Genomic DNA, 13,162 nt, shown 5'->3' on the forward strand with positions numbered 1-13,162 from the left:
GTCAATGCGAGGAGATGTCCACCGGGTCTTCGCCCGCCGCGCGCCCGGTTATCTCGTCGATCTCGATGACAAAGAACAGATGCGGGGACGTTCCGACGACGCCCTGTTCTGCCGGCTTCAGCCCACCAGGTTCCCACCAGTTGGTGCGTTTCTCCAACAGCGACCATGCCTGCAGGCGCTCTTGATGCCCTTGCTGTGTGTCGGGCAGCTCGCGATACTTGCCGTAGATGACGGCGCTCTTCCACCTTCCCCCGTTGGAAAACTCGTCGATCTGGACACAGACAAGCGGGTTGGCACGCATCCAATCGACTTTCTGTCCGGGCATCGAGAAGCCGTATAGCCGGTTTGCAGTAAAGGCGTACTGGATGGGGACGATGTAGGGCTGGTCATCCCTGGCGCAGGCCAGCCGACCGATATGGTGCGAGGAGACAAGTGCGATGCATTCCTCACGCGACAATTCCCTGACGAACATATCTCGCTTCCTCCAGCGGTAAGACGCTACCAAAATACTGCACGCATTTCGCTGTCCACCGCATTGATATGGCGCAATCGGTGAACATTGACAGGCGCGATTGCCAAAGCCCCGAAACGGCTCGGCCTCATCCGGCGTCCCTGTGCATCTTCTACCGATAAATTGAACCCCGTTGCGCTCCGGGCGGAATAATCCGCGTGCAGCACCGTTAGGCCCTCACAGACACCTATTGAAGGTCGGGCGTCGTGCGTGGGCTTTCGCCGCGAACCGGCCGCTAGCAGAAAAGGATTGGGCCATCATGACCGGCATTCAAGCATTTGCACCGGCGAAGGACATCATCATCTCCCCCGCCAACGAGGCAGGCGACTTTGGCGGGCAGATGCCGCTGCGCCAGGTGCGGCTGTTGACCGGGTCGATGCTGCTCGTGTTCGCCGCGATCCTTATCTTTGCCGCGGCAGATGGGCTGACCGTGCCGATGCGCCTGGCGCTGATGGTGTTTGCGACAACGCTTGTCTGCTGGACGATCTTCGACCTTCCAGAAACGCCGGTAGCGCTTGCCGGGGCTCTCGCACTTGGTGCCACCGGCACCGTCAGCGAAGAAGCGGTGTTTGCAGCACTTGGCAATGATATCGTCTGGCTGATGATCGCGGCCTTCGTGATTGCCTCGGTGCTGCAGGCGTCTGGGCTAGTGGAGCGTCTCACCTTCCGGTTGCTCGCACCTTTCCAGCGCGTCAGCAGCCTCTTCTGGGCGGTGACTCTGACAATCTTTGCGACCGCGTTCATCATTCCCTCCACATCGGCGCGGGCGGCCATCTTCATGCCGGTCTTTCTGGGGCTGACGGCCGCCATCGGTCGGCCTGATGTCACCCGGGCGCTCGCCCTGCTTTTCCCGTCAGTGATCCTCTTGTCGGCCGCTGCCTCGCTGACCGGTGCCGGTGCCCATCTGGTGGCAGTCGATTTCATCCGCCGCAGTGGCGGCAACGCGCCCGATTTCCTCGATTGGGCTCTGCTGGCAGCACCGTTCGGATTGATCACGAGCTTGACCGCCTGCGGCCTCATCCTGCGGTTTTTCCTCGGCGCAGAGGATCGCAATGCCGTTTTCGAGGTGAATGAAAGGACTGAAAGGCAGCCGCTTCTTGCGCAGGAGCGGACGTTGCTGGCGGTCACGGCGCTCATCGTTCTGGCGCTTGCGACGTCAGGTCTTCATGGCGTCGCCTTGCCCTTCGTTGCCTTGATCGGCGCCCTGGTCATGGCTTCGGAAAGGGTCTCGGGAATGCCGTTTCGCAAGGCGTTGAAGACCGTCGAGTGGAACCTGCTGCTGTTTCTCGCCGGCACGCTGGTCATCGGCGAAGCGCTGATGAGCACAGGCACCGCGGCCCTGCTTGCCGATCGCGCGATCGGAATGCTCAGCCTCGTCGGCAAGCCGCCGGCCTGGCTGGTGATCCTGTTCACCGTGATCCTTGCCACGTTCGCGCATATCGTCGTTGCCTCCCGCACGGCGCGGGCAACGGTGTTGATCCCGGCACTCGCCTTGCCGCTCGCGGGGCTCGGCGTTAATCCGGCCGTTCTGATCATGGCGGCAACGCTGGGTAGTGGTTTCTGCCAGACGCTAATGGTTTCGGCCAAGCCCGTGGCGCTCTTTGGTGGCATGGAACCGCCCGCTTTCACGCCGACTGACTTGATGCGCCTTGCCGCGATGCTGCTCATTCCCTTCATTGGGCTCCTGACGCTTGTTGCCGTCTTCATCTGGCCGCTTATGGGGCTTGGGTCCTGACGTAAGAAGCTGAAAACAAATGCATTATCAAAGGCCGGAGCGCGTCAGCTCCGGCCTTTGCTCTTTTCCGCATCGACGGCGAAATAGTTTGGCAACCGGCGGAATAAAGTCTCCGAGCGCCCGTTTCTCCCTTGCATCCGCATTGTCACAAAAACGCAAGGAGACTGTCACATGACACTTACCATTCTGGTTGCACCGTCTGGTTTCAAGGAAAGCCTGTCGGCGGAGGAAGCGGCCGATTGCATCGAGAAGGGCGTGCTGCGTGCCTGCCCGCAGGCAAAGGTTCTGAAAGTGCCGATGGTCGATGGCGGCGAAGGCTTTACCAAGGCTCTGGTCTCCGTTACCGGCGGCACGCTACACGAATGCGTCGTTACCGGACCGCTCGGCACACCGGTGCTATCGCATTTCGGATTTCTCGGCGGCCATGACGAACCGGTTGCCATCATCGAAATGGCCGCCGCCGCGGGTCTGAGGCTGGTGCCGCGCGACCGCCGCAATCCCTGCATCACTTCGAGCTACGGCGTCGGCGAACTGATCCGGGCGGCACTCGATGCCGGCGCGCGCCGCATCCTGCTTGGCTGCGGCGACAGCGGCATCAATGACGGCGGTGCCGGCATGGCGCAGGCGCTTGGGATCGAGCTCTTCGACAAAGATGGCCGGCCGCTGCCACCAGGCGGCGGCGCCCTTGGTCAACTGGCCCGCATCGATCTCTCATCAAGAGACCCGCGTCTGAATGAGGTTCGGATCGACGCGGCCGTGAACTGGCACAACATGCTGCTCGGAGAGCGCGGCGTCGCCCGGGTCTTCGGCCCGCAGAAGGGGGCTACACCTGAGCAGGTCGAACTGCTGGCGCATGCGATGGAGACCTATGCCGCGGCGATCCATCGCTCGACCGGCATCGACGTCGGCAGCGCGCCGGGCGCCGGTGCCTCCGGCGGTCTCGGTGCCGCGGTCCTTGGGCTGCTTGGCGGCAAGCTGCATCCGCGCTACGACATCGTCATGCAATATCTCGATCTCGACAGCATGATCGCGAGGGCCGATCTGGTCATTACGGCGGAAGGCAGCCTCGATGGCCAGACGCCTTTCGGCAAGGTGCCGGCAGAAGTCGGCCATCGCGCCAAGGAGGCCGGACGTCCGGTCATCGCGCTGGCCGGCACGATCGGCAAGGGCGTCACCCTGAACTTCGAGCACGGCATCGATGCCTTCGCCTCGATCCTGAAGGCGCCCTGCACTCTGGACGACGCGATCAATGCGGCGCCGAAACTGCTGGTGCGCGCCGCGGAAGATGCCGTGCGCATGGTGCGCGTCGGCATGCTGCTCACCGAGCGAGGTCTTGCCGCCTGATCACTTCAGGGCATGACGGCTCCGGCGGAAAGGAGGTGTGCAATGCGACACCTTCTTTCCGCCGGAGCTATTTTCATTGGGCAGAACCGGAAACCGTCAGGCGGTCAACGCACTCCGCGGCAAAAGAAATCAGCGGTTATGAGCGGCAGAGTTCGCGCGCGTTCAGAACACCCCAGCCGAACACCGGATCCTTGCCGGGTGCGCCGACATCCTCAGCCGTTTGTGCCACGAGCTTGCCGATCTCTTCGGCAGATAGCGAAGGGTTCGAAGCCCTTAGAATGGCAACCGCTGCCGTGACGAATGGCGCTGCGAAGGACGTGCCGGTGCGCGGCCGGCCGCCATCGACGGATGCGGCAGTCCACACGCCGGTGCCGAGCGCCGCAACGTCGATGTGCTCGCCCTGTGCCGCGCGGCGATAGGGGCGGAAATTGCGGTCGACGGCAGTGACCGCAATCAGTTCGGGGTAGGCGGCGGGATAGACGGGCTTTGCCCTGGGGCCGTCATTGCCAGCGGCCGCCACCTGCAGGATGTTGCGCTTCGCGACCAGCCCGACGGTTTTCTCAAGCAACTGGTTATGTGGTCCCGAAAGGCTCATGTTGATCACCGTCACGCCTCGGGACGCCAGAAGATCGATCGCCCTGACCAGATCGTAGGTCTCGGCGACATCAGCATCACCTTTCGTCTTCTGGAAGGCGTCGACCGCGATCAATCGTGCGTCGCGCAACAAGCCGGGCGCCCGGCTGTCCTGCCGGCCGGCAATGAGGGCTGCAACGGCAGTGCCGTGCTGGCGTCCAGACTCTGGCGCCTCGTCGGCTGCCAGACGGATGATGTCGAGATCGACGCCCTGAAGCGCCGGATGGTCGGGATTGATTGCGGTGTCGATCAGGCCGATAGGACCGGCGGCGGTGCAGGCCTTCCCGGCATCGGGCCCAGGCCAGCCGATGGCGGTTCGCACAAGTGCACATCGCCCTTCGCCGCATGGCGTCGGCTGCGTGGCGCCTTCATTCGGCTCGAAGTAATGGTTGAGATCGGCGACGGCACTGGGAGAGGAAACCGCGACTTCCAGGCGCGCGGCATCGAGCGTCATGCCCGACGGTATCGAAAGCTTGACGATCTCCGAACCGGAAAGCCCGAGAGATTGGCGCGCCCGGGCCGTGAAACCGCGTTCTCCGAGGCGCTGGATCGCGGTGTCATCGAGCCCAAGGGCGATGATCTCGCCGGGTACATGGGTCGGTTTGCGCGCGGGCGGAGGACGTCGGGCAGTCCGTTTTTCCGGTGCGCCCCGGAAGAGGTCGAGCAGATTGCCGCCACCGCGCCAGACGCTGCCGGAACCGCGATCGGAGGATCGACTCGACGATGAACCGCCGCCACCGCCACCGTCATCATCATCCCCGCCGCCGTCATCATCGTCCGCGTGAGCCGAGGCGATGAACGCGAAGGACTTGACGGTCTTGGAGCCGGTAATCCCTGTTGGCGCGAGGTCACCATTGGCGACAGCCAGCCCGCAGATCGATGCGGCGGTCAATCGAAGCAGGTGTCTTTTCAAGGCTTTCTCCTTGTCCCAACTGTGCCGGAGCGGATCAGCTTACCGTGAAAGGCAGGCCCGACGGTGGTGACTTTTGCGTGTGCTTCCCATATCGCTCAACGGATGAATGGACAAATTATTCCCCGCGTGCCCGTCGAAGCGCCGGAAGGAACATGAGATGACCGATCAGGACATCGCCTTCGGCGAGCGCCTTGTCGCTTTCCTGCCCAACCTGCGCCGCTTTGCCATCTCGCTCTGCCGCTCCCGCGATATCGCCGACGACTTGGTGCAGGCGGCTTGCGAAAAGGCGCTTTTGGGTTCGGAGCGGTTCGAGGAGGGTACGCGTTTCGATGCCTGGATGTTCCGCATCCTGCGCAACCTGTGGATAGACCAGCTTCGCCGCCAGAAGACGGCCGGTTCGAGCGAGGAGATCGACGCGCAGCCGGAGCTGGCCGTTCCATCCGGCGAAGCGGGGTCAGAGGCGCGCATGACGCTAAAAAGCGTGGCGGCTGCCATCGATGATCTCGTGCTGGAACAGCGCGAGGTGTTGTTGCTGACCTGCGTGGAGGATCTTTCCTACAGGGAGGCGGCCGAGGTGCTCGGCATTCCCATCGGTACGGTGATGAGCAGGCTTGCCCGCGCCCGCAAGAAACTTGCTGAAGCCGCGGGAATAGAACCGGAGGCAGCGCGTTCACCGGATATGAGAGGTGGGGCGAGATGAGTGACATGGTATTCACCGATGAAATCCTGATGGCCTTTGCCGATGGCGAACTCGACGACGAGACGACGCGCCGCGTCGAGGCAGTGCTGGAGACGGACGACGATTTGATGGCGCGTGTTGCGATGTTCATGGAAACGCGGGCGGCCGCGAGCCAGGCGCTAAAGCCGATGCTCGACGAGCCGGTTCCAGATCAACTGGTTGAGAACGTCCGCGCGATGGCCGCCAAGGCGACAGCGCGCAACGACGGCAGCCGGGCCGCTGACGCGGCTAACGACAGTGCGAGTGCGGACAACATCATTGCCTTCCGCCGGCCGGAGCCAACGGCTCAGACCCCGCGCCGTCCGTCGCAGCTGATGATGGCGTTGGCCGCATCGCTTCTCATCGTCGTCGGTGGCGTCGGAGGGTATTTTGCCGGCGGGGCAGGCACGACGGATGTCGGGAGCCTGCAGGTTGCAGGCCTCGTCGATCCGGTCGTGTCGGGCATTCTCGACCAGCGCGCCTCCGGCGAGGAAATCGCGATCGGTGAAGGGCGGGTTCGGTTGATTTCGACGTTTGAGGCGAGTGGCGAGCAGATTTGCCGCGAATATGAAATGAAGCGGCCGGACCAGCCGGATTTCGTCTCGGTCGCCTGCCGCAGCGCCGGCGGCTGGCAAACGCAGCTGGCGATCGTCACGCCGGAAAGCGGCGAAGGCTTCGCGCCGGCGTCGTCGCTTGAAACCGTCGATGCCTATCTGACCTCGATCGGGGCCGGTGCACCGCTTGAGGCAGAAGCCGAGAAGAAGGCGCTCGCTGGCCGCAAATAGTGTTCAGCGCGGCTTTTCCACCGGTACGGAGAGGCCGACCTTGACGCGATCCATGGTCACAAAGGTTCGGAAGCGCCGGATGTTCGGGTTACCGAAGAACATGCGGCGGGTGAAGGCCTCGTAATCGGCCATCGTCGGCACGATCACGACCAGCATGAAATCCACGTCGCCCGTGACGTAATAGCATTGCTGCACTTCGGGTGCCGCCGAAAATGCCGCCTTGGCCGCATCGAGCAGATCGATCTGCTCGCTTTCCACCTCCACCTCGACCAGGATCGTCAGTGCCTGGTTGACCCGGGCCGGGTCGATCACCGCGACATTGCTGCGAATGACGCCTGTTTCCTCCATGCGCTTGATCCGCCGCTGCACTGCAGGGGCAGACAGGTTGACGGCCTCGCCGATCTGCCGCTGTGGTGTCGTGTTGTCTTGCTGCAGGATTGCCAGGATCGCCAGATCGAAGCGGTCGAGCTCCGCCGGTGCGGTCTTTGAAACGGCCATCGTTTCCTCGCTGTTGTTTACAAACTTGCATTCGAAGTCGCCATTTAGAGCGCATTTCTCTCTCGAGCTGAAATAGAATTTCACCAAACAGGGAGATTGCCCCGCATGCTTATTCGCAACCACCATGCCGATTTCGGATCGTCGCTGCTTCCGCAAGATGCCGAAATGCTTTCGATTGCCGCTGCCGCTGAGGTCGAGCGCCAGCTCTCCCGCCGTGATAACCACCGGCCGACACCGCTTCATTCCTTGCCTGCGCTTGCGAGCGAGCTCGGCGTCGGCGCGATCTTGGTCAAGGACGAGGGCCATCGGCTCGGGCTTGGCAGCTTCAAGGCACTCGGCGGGTCCTATGCGGTGATCCGTCTGGTGCTTGACGAAGCTCGAAAGCGGACCGGCCGGGAGGTCGACATCGACGATCTGGCGCGTGACGACGTTCGCGCGGTTGCCCGAGAGATGACGTTCGGTTGCGCCACGGACGGCAATCACGGTCGATCGGTGGCGATGGGTGCTGAGCTTGTGGGAGCGAAGTCGGTGATCTTCGTCCATGCCGGCGTCAGTCAGCAACGCATAGACGCCATTGCGCATTATGGCGCCGAGATCGTCCGCGTCGAAGGAACCTACGACGACTCGGTCGAGTTTGCCGCAAAGGTCTGTGACGAGCGCGGATGGACGGTTGTCTCAGACACGTCCTGGCCGGGCTACGAATACATTCCCGGACTGGTGATGCAGGGCTACATGGCACTCCTGTGCGAGGCCTTGCGGGAGATCGGGACGCCGCCAACCCATGTCTTCGTCCAGGCCGGCGTCGGCGGCATCGCCGCGGCAACGGCGGGACATCTGGCGCTCCGCTACGGTCCCGACCGGCCCCGCTTCGTCGTCGTCGAGCCGGCTCGAGCCGCCTGCCTGCTGGAAACGGCAAAGGCCGGGTATCCGGTCAAAGTGGCGCATGGCGAGCCGACCGTCATGGCCATGCTTGAATGCTACGAGCCTTCTCTTGTCGCCTGGCGTATTCTTTCGCGCGTCGCCTGCGCCTTCATGACGGTCGACGAGGAGGATGCCGTATCGATCATGAACCGTCTGGCTCGCCCGAAAGGTGGTGATCCGGCAATCGTTGCCGGCGAAAGCGGCGGTGTCGGTCTGGCCGGCCTTGTCACGGTTGCCGGAGATCCGAACATGCGTGCCGCCCTCGGCCTCGATGCCAGTTCGCGGATCCTGGTGATCAATACGGAAGGCGCCACGGATCCGGAGCGGTATGAAGAACTGGTCGGTCTCGCACCCGCTGAGGTCGCCGGGGCTTTGAGCATGGAAAGGGTGTGATGCGGATGACAAGCACGAACGACAGGCTTGTGGCGGATATGACGGTATGGCGTCACGATCTGCATGCTCACCCGGAATTCGGTTTCGAGGAGAAACGGACGGCAGCCTTCGTTGCTGCCAAGCTGCGGGAGTTCGGTCTGGACGAGGTTGTCGAAGGTGTCGGTGGCACCGGCGTCGTCGGCACGCTGCGGCGTGGAACAGGGAACCGCGCGATAGCCCTGCGCGCCGACATGGACGCGTTGCGCATAACAGAGCAGGGGACGGCTGCCTATTGCTCCACCCGGCCGGGTACAATGCACGCTTGCGGCCATGACGGCCACACGGCGATGCTGCTTGGGGCGGCAAAGCTGCTGGCCGAAGAGGGTGGATTCGATGGCGCCGTACGCTTCATCTTCCAGCCGGCAGAAGAATGGGGGAAGGGTGCGCTTGCCATGCTCGCCGACGGCTTGATGGAGCGCTTTCCCTTTGACGAAATCTATGGCCTGCACAACATGCCGGGTCTTCCCGTCGGCAAGTTCGAGACCCGTCCGGGCGCCATCATGTCGGCCGAGGACAATTTCGAGATCACGCTCAAGGGCGTCGGCGGACACGCGGCCCGGCCGCACTTCGGCAACGAGACGCTGGTCGCGGCCTGCTCCACGGTCGTCAATCTGCAGACCATCGTTTCGCGACGGCTTTCTCCTGCCGATATCGCCGTCGTCTCGGTCACGGAACTGGTCACGGACGGCACGCGCAACGCCTTGCCAGGTCTCTCTCGGATTCTCGGCGATGCGCGCAGCTTTCGGCCCGAGGTCAGTGCCAAGATCGAGCAGCAGATGCGCACGATCGCCAAGGGAACTGCGGATGCCTATGGCTGCGAGGTCGAGGTGACCTATACGCGCGAGTTCGTGCCGCTGCTCAACGATCCCTCGCTTGTCGATCATGCGTTCGCTGCAGCCGGTGTAGTGTTCGGGGCGGAGAATGTCGCGGTTGCCGCCGAGCCCATGACCGGATCGGAGGATTTTGCGCGGTTTCTCGAACATGTGCCGGGCTGCTTCGTCTTCATCGGCAACGGCCGGCAATCCGCGCCGCTGCACAATCCGCATTACGACTTCAATGATGATGCCTTGATCTACGGCGCCCGGTTCCATGCCGAAATTACCCGGCAGCGACTGGCCGCGCCGGATACCGGGCAATGACGATCTTCATGCCCAATATCAGTACTGTCGAAAGCGATACCCATATGCTTCATCCTTCCATCAATGCCGAGCGTCTGCTGGCACGCATCCAGGACCTCGGCGCAATCGGGCGCGACGATCGGGGCCAGCTCACCCGGCTGGCAGCGTCTGACACTGAGAAGCAGGGGCGGGATCGTCTTGTCGGCTGGCTGGAAGCCGCAGGTCTCGACGTCGCCTTCGACCGGATCGGCAATATCTTCGGCATCTGGCAGAGCCAGGAAAATGCCGGGCAACTGCCGTTGATGCTGGGCTCGCATATCGACACGGTCATCAATGCCGGCATCTATGACGGCTGCTACGGCGTGCTGGCCGGGCTCGAAGTAATCGAGACGCTGAAAGAGCAGGGTTTTGAGCCTGCCCGTCCAATCGTCGTTGCCGCCTTCACCAACGAAGAGGGCGTGCGCTACGCGCCCGATATGCTGGGGTCGCTGGTCCATGTCGGAGGTCTTGGCGTCGAAGAAGCGCTAGCGACAGTCGGAACCGATGGCACGGTGCTCGGGTCGGAACTGGCGCGTATCGGCTATGCCGGCACTGTCGAGCCAGGCTCTCTGAAACCCCATGCCTATGTCGAGCTGCATATCGAGCAGGGGCCGGTGCTGGAGCGCGAAGCGATGACGATCGGTGCGGTCGAAAACCTGCAAGGGATTTCCTGGCAGCGCATCACCATTGACGGTGTCGCAAACCATGCTGGCACGACGCCGATGGCGATGCGTTGCGATGCGGGCCTTGCCGCCGCGCGTGTCGGCCTGTTCCTGCGCGATCATATCGCGCGATCGAACGCGCCGAGCGTAGCAACGATCGGAACCATGCGCTTCGAGCCGGACGCGATCAACGTCATTCCCTCGCGGGCAATCTTTACCGTCGACCTGCGCGACCCGGACGAGGATCGTCTGCAGGCGCTAGAAAATGCGCTTGCCTCAGAATTGCGGGTGATCACGGCAGAGGAAGGCGTGACGGTTACGGTCGAGCGGCTAGCGCGCTTCGAGCCGGTCACATTCGATCCTGGCATCGTCGAAATGATTGAGGCGTCGGCGATCACCCGTGGGCTGAAGAACCGGCGGATGACCTCCGGCGCCGGCCACGACGCCCAGATGATTGCGCGCATCGCACCGGCGGCGATGATCTTCGTTCCGAGCCGCGACGGCATCAGCCACAATCCGCGCGAGCACACGGATGCGACCGAGCTCGTCGCCGGCGCCAATGTTCTGCTCGATGTGGTCAGGAGGATCGCTGGCGGCCGATAGATAGGGCAACCGCATTCGTGGGTGTCCTGTGGATTGGTGATCAGGTGGGAGGGGTGGCGCATGAGTGGCAAACAGCAGCGAAGCCCGACAAAAGTGAGAAGGGCCGTTGCCGACCCTTCTGCCGTCGTCGCTATCCTTTGGCCGCAGCTTCCTTTACCGGCATATAGAGGTCGCCCCCCTCGCGAAACTTTGCCGCCATCGCCTGAAAACCTTCCTTCTGCGCCTCGGCGCGGATGTCGTGCGAGATCCGCATGGAGCAGAATTTCGGCCCACACATGGAGCAGAAATGCGCGACCTTGTGCGCCTCCTTCGGTAGGGTCTCGTCGTGGAAGGAGCGTGCCGTTTCAGGGTCGAGCGACAGATTGAACTGGTCCTCCCAGCGGAACTCGAAACGGGCGCGCGAGAGGGCGTCGTCACGGGTGCGGGCGGCCGGGTGCCCTTTGGCGAGGTCTGCGGCGTGAGCGGCGATCTTGTAGGTGATCACCCCGGTCTTCACGTCATTGCGGTCGGGCAGACCCAGATGTTCCTTCGGCGTCACGTAGCAGAGCATGGCGGTGCCGAACCAGCCGATCATCGCCGCACCGATCCCTGAGGTGATGTGGTCGTAGCCGGGCGCGATGTCGGTCGTCAGCGGTCCGAGCGTGTAGAACGGCGCCTCGCCGCAGACCGCGAGCTGCTTGTCCATGTTTTCCTTGATCTTGTGCATCGGCACGTGGCCGGGTCCCTCGATCATCACCTGGCAGTCTTTGGCCCAGGCGATCTTCGTCAGCTCGCCCAGCGTTTCCAGCTCGGCAAATTGTGCCGCGTCGTTGGCGTCCGCAATCGAGCCGGGGCGCAGGCCGTCACCGAGCGAGAATGAGACGTCATAGGCGCGGCAGATGTCGCAGATCTCTTCGAAGTGCTCGTAGAGAAAGCTCTCCTTGTGGTGGTGCAGGCACCATTTGGCCATGATCGAACCGCCGCGCGAGACAATGCCGGTGACGCGGTCGACGGTGAGCGGAATATAATGAAGCCTGACACCGGCATGGATGGTGAAGTAGTCGACGCCCTGTTCCGCCTGCTCGATCAGCGTGTCGCGATAGACCTCCCATGTGAGATCCTCGGCGATGCCGTTGACCTTTTCCAATGCCTGGTAGAGCGGCACGGTGCCGATCGGCACGGGCGAGTTGCGGATGATCCATTCGCGGATGTTGTGGATGTTGCGCCCGGTCGAAAGGTCCATGACCGTATCGGCGCCCCAGCGCGTTGCCCAGACCATCTTCTCCACTTCCTCGGCCATTGAGGATGTGACGGCCGAATTGCCGATATTGGCGTTGATCTTCACCAGGAAGTTCCGGCCGATGATCATCGGTTCCGATTCCGGGTGGTTGATGTTGGCCGGCAGCACGGCGCGGCCGCTGGCAATCTCCTGACGGACGAACTCGGCCGTGACGTGATCGGGGATATGGGCGCCGAAGCTTTCGCCGTCGCGCGATGTGGGGCGTGCGGCGTCGCGACCGATATTTTCGCGGATGGCGACGAACTCCATCTCCGGCGTGATGATGCCGGCACGTGCATAGGCAAGCTGTGTCACCGCGCGCCGGCCGGTTGCGCGCAGCGGCGGGTGACGGAAGGGAAAGGTCGGCGTCAGCCGCTCGCCGGTCGCAAAGCCGTTATCCTCCGGTCGAACGCTGCGTCCGTCGTAGGCTTCGACATCGCCGCGCGCAATGATCCAGTTGCGGCGCGGTCGTGGCAGGCCGTCCTCGATGCGGATGTTTGCGTCTTCGACGGTGTAGGGGCCGGAGGCATCATAGACCGTGACCGGCGGCTCGCCCGACGTCGGGTGCAGGGCAATCTCGCGCATCGGCACGCGGATCTCGGGATGGATCGTCCCTGACTTATAGACCTTTTTCGAGGCGGGAAGAGGGCCTTTGGTGACGGAGAGGTCTGCGGGGTTGGTGGCAATATTCATGATGAGGCTCCAAGTTTGCGGTTGGAGACCCAGTTCTGAAGCCGGAAGGAAAAGACACGTCCGCCCGAAATTCCGCGGGAATGGCGGAATCGTGGCGTCGATGTCTGCACCGTCCCTACGCCAGTATGAACTGGATCAGGTTCAACGGGTCACTGCGCCTCGGTCGGCAAAGCCGGTCCGACCAGCAGAATCTCAGCCCCTTGACGGGACCCCCCTGGTGAATGTCGTGAGATAGCCATCGATCCGGATGCGCCGTCAAGCGCTAATCCGAAGGTTGTGGCCTTCGCCTGTTGATCGTG

At 63.0% G+C, this 13,162-nt stretch carries 11 protein-coding genes and 1 riboswitch; of the genes, 7 read left to right on the forward strand and 4 right to left on the reverse strand.

Going from position 1 to position 13,162, the window contains the following annotated elements; genetic code table 11:
- Position 1 precedes the first annotated feature (1 nt).
- A complete protein-coding gene (locus tag BLJAPNOD_RS30030) occupies positions 2-472 on the reverse strand; it encodes a pyridoxamine 5'-phosphate oxidase family protein (RefSeq protein ID WP_077501331.1) in 471 nt (156 codons plus the stop codon).
- Between the two features lie 298 nt (positions 473-770).
- On the opposite strand from BLJAPNOD_RS30030, the gene BLJAPNOD_RS30035 reads away from it, so the two are divergent.
- Together BLJAPNOD_RS30035 and BLJAPNOD_RS30040 are read left to right on the forward strand one after the other, a co-directional pair.
- A complete protein-coding gene (locus BLJAPNOD_RS30035) occupies positions 771-2,246 on the forward strand; it encodes an SLC13 family permease (RefSeq protein WP_244611152.1) in 1,476 nt (491 codons plus the stop codon).
- Between the two features lie 171 nt (positions 2,247-2,417).
- Positions 2,418-3,590, forward strand: coding sequence for a glycerate kinase (locus BLJAPNOD_RS30040; RefSeq protein ID WP_115422465.1), 1,173 nt, complete (start codon positions 2,418-2,420; stop codon positions 3,588-3,590).
- Positions 3,591-3,726: 136 nt separating this feature from the next.
- Here the strand turns inward: BLJAPNOD_RS30040 and BLJAPNOD_RS30045 are convergent, their stop codons facing one another.
- The gene (locus BLJAPNOD_RS30045) at positions 3,727-5,136 is read right to left on the reverse strand and encodes a S8 family serine peptidase (protein ID WP_115422466.1); all 1,410 of its coding nucleotides are present in this window, start codon (positions 5,134-5,136) and stop codon (positions 3,727-3,729) included.
- 157 nt (positions 5,137-5,293) lie between these two features.
- Here BLJAPNOD_RS30045 and BLJAPNOD_RS30050 point away from each other — a divergent pair, with 157 nt between their 5' ends.
- Both BLJAPNOD_RS30050 and BLJAPNOD_RS30055 read left to right on the forward strand, forming a co-directional pair.
- Positions 5,294-5,836, forward strand: coding sequence for an RNA polymerase sigma factor (locus BLJAPNOD_RS30050; protein WP_115422467.1), 543 nt, complete (start codon positions 5,294-5,296; stop codon positions 5,834-5,836).
- Complete coding sequence (locus BLJAPNOD_RS30055) at positions 5,833-6,639, forward strand: anti-sigma factor (protein WP_115422468.1); 807 nt, start codon at positions 5,833-5,835, stop codon at positions 6,637-6,639. Before BLJAPNOD_RS30050 ends, BLJAPNOD_RS30055 begins: the two co-directional genes overlap by 4 nt.
- Positions 6,640-6,642: 3 nt before the next feature.
- On the opposite strand, the gene BLJAPNOD_RS30060 is transcribed toward BLJAPNOD_RS30055, so the two are convergent.
- Entirely contained in the window at positions 6,643-7,137 is a 495-nt protein-coding gene (locus BLJAPNOD_RS30060; RefSeq protein WP_077501339.1) for an Lrp/AsnC family transcriptional regulator, read from the reverse strand.
- Between the two features lie 105 nt (positions 7,138-7,242).
- Between BLJAPNOD_RS30060 and BLJAPNOD_RS30065 the strand changes: the two genes are divergently transcribed.
- The 3 genes from BLJAPNOD_RS30065 to BLJAPNOD_RS30075 are packed head-to-tail and all read left to right on the forward strand — an operon-like array spanning position 7,243 to position 10,912.
- Positions 7,243-8,451, forward strand: coding sequence for a diaminopropionate ammonia-lyase (locus tag BLJAPNOD_RS30065; RefSeq protein ID WP_115422469.1), 1,209 nt, complete (start codon positions 7,243-7,245; stop codon positions 8,449-8,451).
- A 5-nt stretch (positions 8,452-8,456) separates the two neighbouring features.
- Positions 8,457-9,629: a M20 aminoacylase family protein gene (locus BLJAPNOD_RS30070; protein WP_115422739.1), complete on the forward strand. Its 1,173-nt coding sequence runs from the start codon at positions 8,457-8,459 to the stop codon at positions 9,627-9,629.
- Between the two features lie 44 nt (positions 9,630-9,673).
- Positions 9,674-10,912: a Zn-dependent hydrolase gene (locus tag BLJAPNOD_RS30075; RefSeq protein ID WP_115422740.1), complete on the forward strand. Its 1,239-nt coding sequence runs from the start codon at positions 9,674-9,676 to the stop codon at positions 10,910-10,912.
- A 130-nt stretch (positions 10,913-11,042) separates the two neighbouring features.
- On the opposite strand, the gene thiC is transcribed toward BLJAPNOD_RS30075, so the two are convergent.
- Positions 11,043-12,863 (reverse strand): phosphomethylpyrimidine synthase ThiC, encoded by a 1,821-nt coding sequence (thiC, locus tag BLJAPNOD_RS30080; RefSeq protein WP_115422470.1) that lies wholly within the window; start codon positions 12,861-12,863, stop codon positions 11,043-11,045.
- Positions 12,864-12,957: 94 nt separating this feature from the next.
- A riboswitch (TPP riboswitch) is annotated at positions 12,958-13,089 on the reverse strand.
- Positions 13,090-13,162 lie beyond the last annotated feature (73 nt).

It is taken from the genome of Ensifer sp. M14 (assembly GCF_003355565.1).
Classification (GTDB): Bacteria; Pseudomonadota; Alphaproteobacteria; order Rhizobiales; family Rhizobiaceae; genus Ensifer.

Bases quoted from the DNA above. Each gene is read 5' to 3' on its own strand.
- BLJAPNOD_RS30070 (WP_115422739.1), top strand. From the start codon at position 8,457: ATGACAAGCACGAACGACAGGCTTGTGGCGGATATGACGGTATGGCGT.
- BLJAPNOD_RS30075 (WP_115422740.1), top strand. From the start codon at position 9,674: ATGCTTCATCCTTCCATCAATGCCGAGCGTCTGCTGGCACGCATCCAG.
- BLJAPNOD_RS30040 (WP_115422465.1), top strand. From the start codon at position 2,418: ATGACACTTACCATTCTGGTTGCACCGTCTGGTTTCAAGGAAAGCCTG.
- BLJAPNOD_RS30065 (WP_115422469.1), top strand. From the start codon at position 7,243: ATGCTTATTCGCAACCACCATGCCGATTTCGGATCGTCGCTGCTTCCG.
- BLJAPNOD_RS30030 (WP_077501331.1), bottom strand. From the start codon at position 472: ATGTTCGTCAGGGAATTGTCGCGTGAGGAATGCATCGCACTTGTCTCC.
- BLJAPNOD_RS30055 (WP_115422468.1), top strand. From the start codon at position 5,833: ATGAGTGACATGGTATTCACCGATGAAATCCTGATGGCCTTTGCCGAT.
- BLJAPNOD_RS30050 (WP_115422467.1), top strand. From the start codon at position 5,294: ATGACCGATCAGGACATCGCCTTCGGCGAGCGCCTTGTCGCTTTCCTG.
- thiC (WP_115422470.1), bottom strand. From the start codon at position 12,863: ATGAATATTGCCACCAACCCCGCAGACCTCTCCGTCACCAAAGGCCCT.
- BLJAPNOD_RS30035 (WP_244611152.1), top strand. From the start codon at position 771: ATGACCGGCATTCAAGCATTTGCACCGGCGAAGGACATCATCATCTCC.
- BLJAPNOD_RS30060 (WP_077501339.1), bottom strand. From the start codon at position 7,137: ATGGCCGTTTCAAAGACCGCACCGGCGGAGCTCGACCGCTTCGATCTG.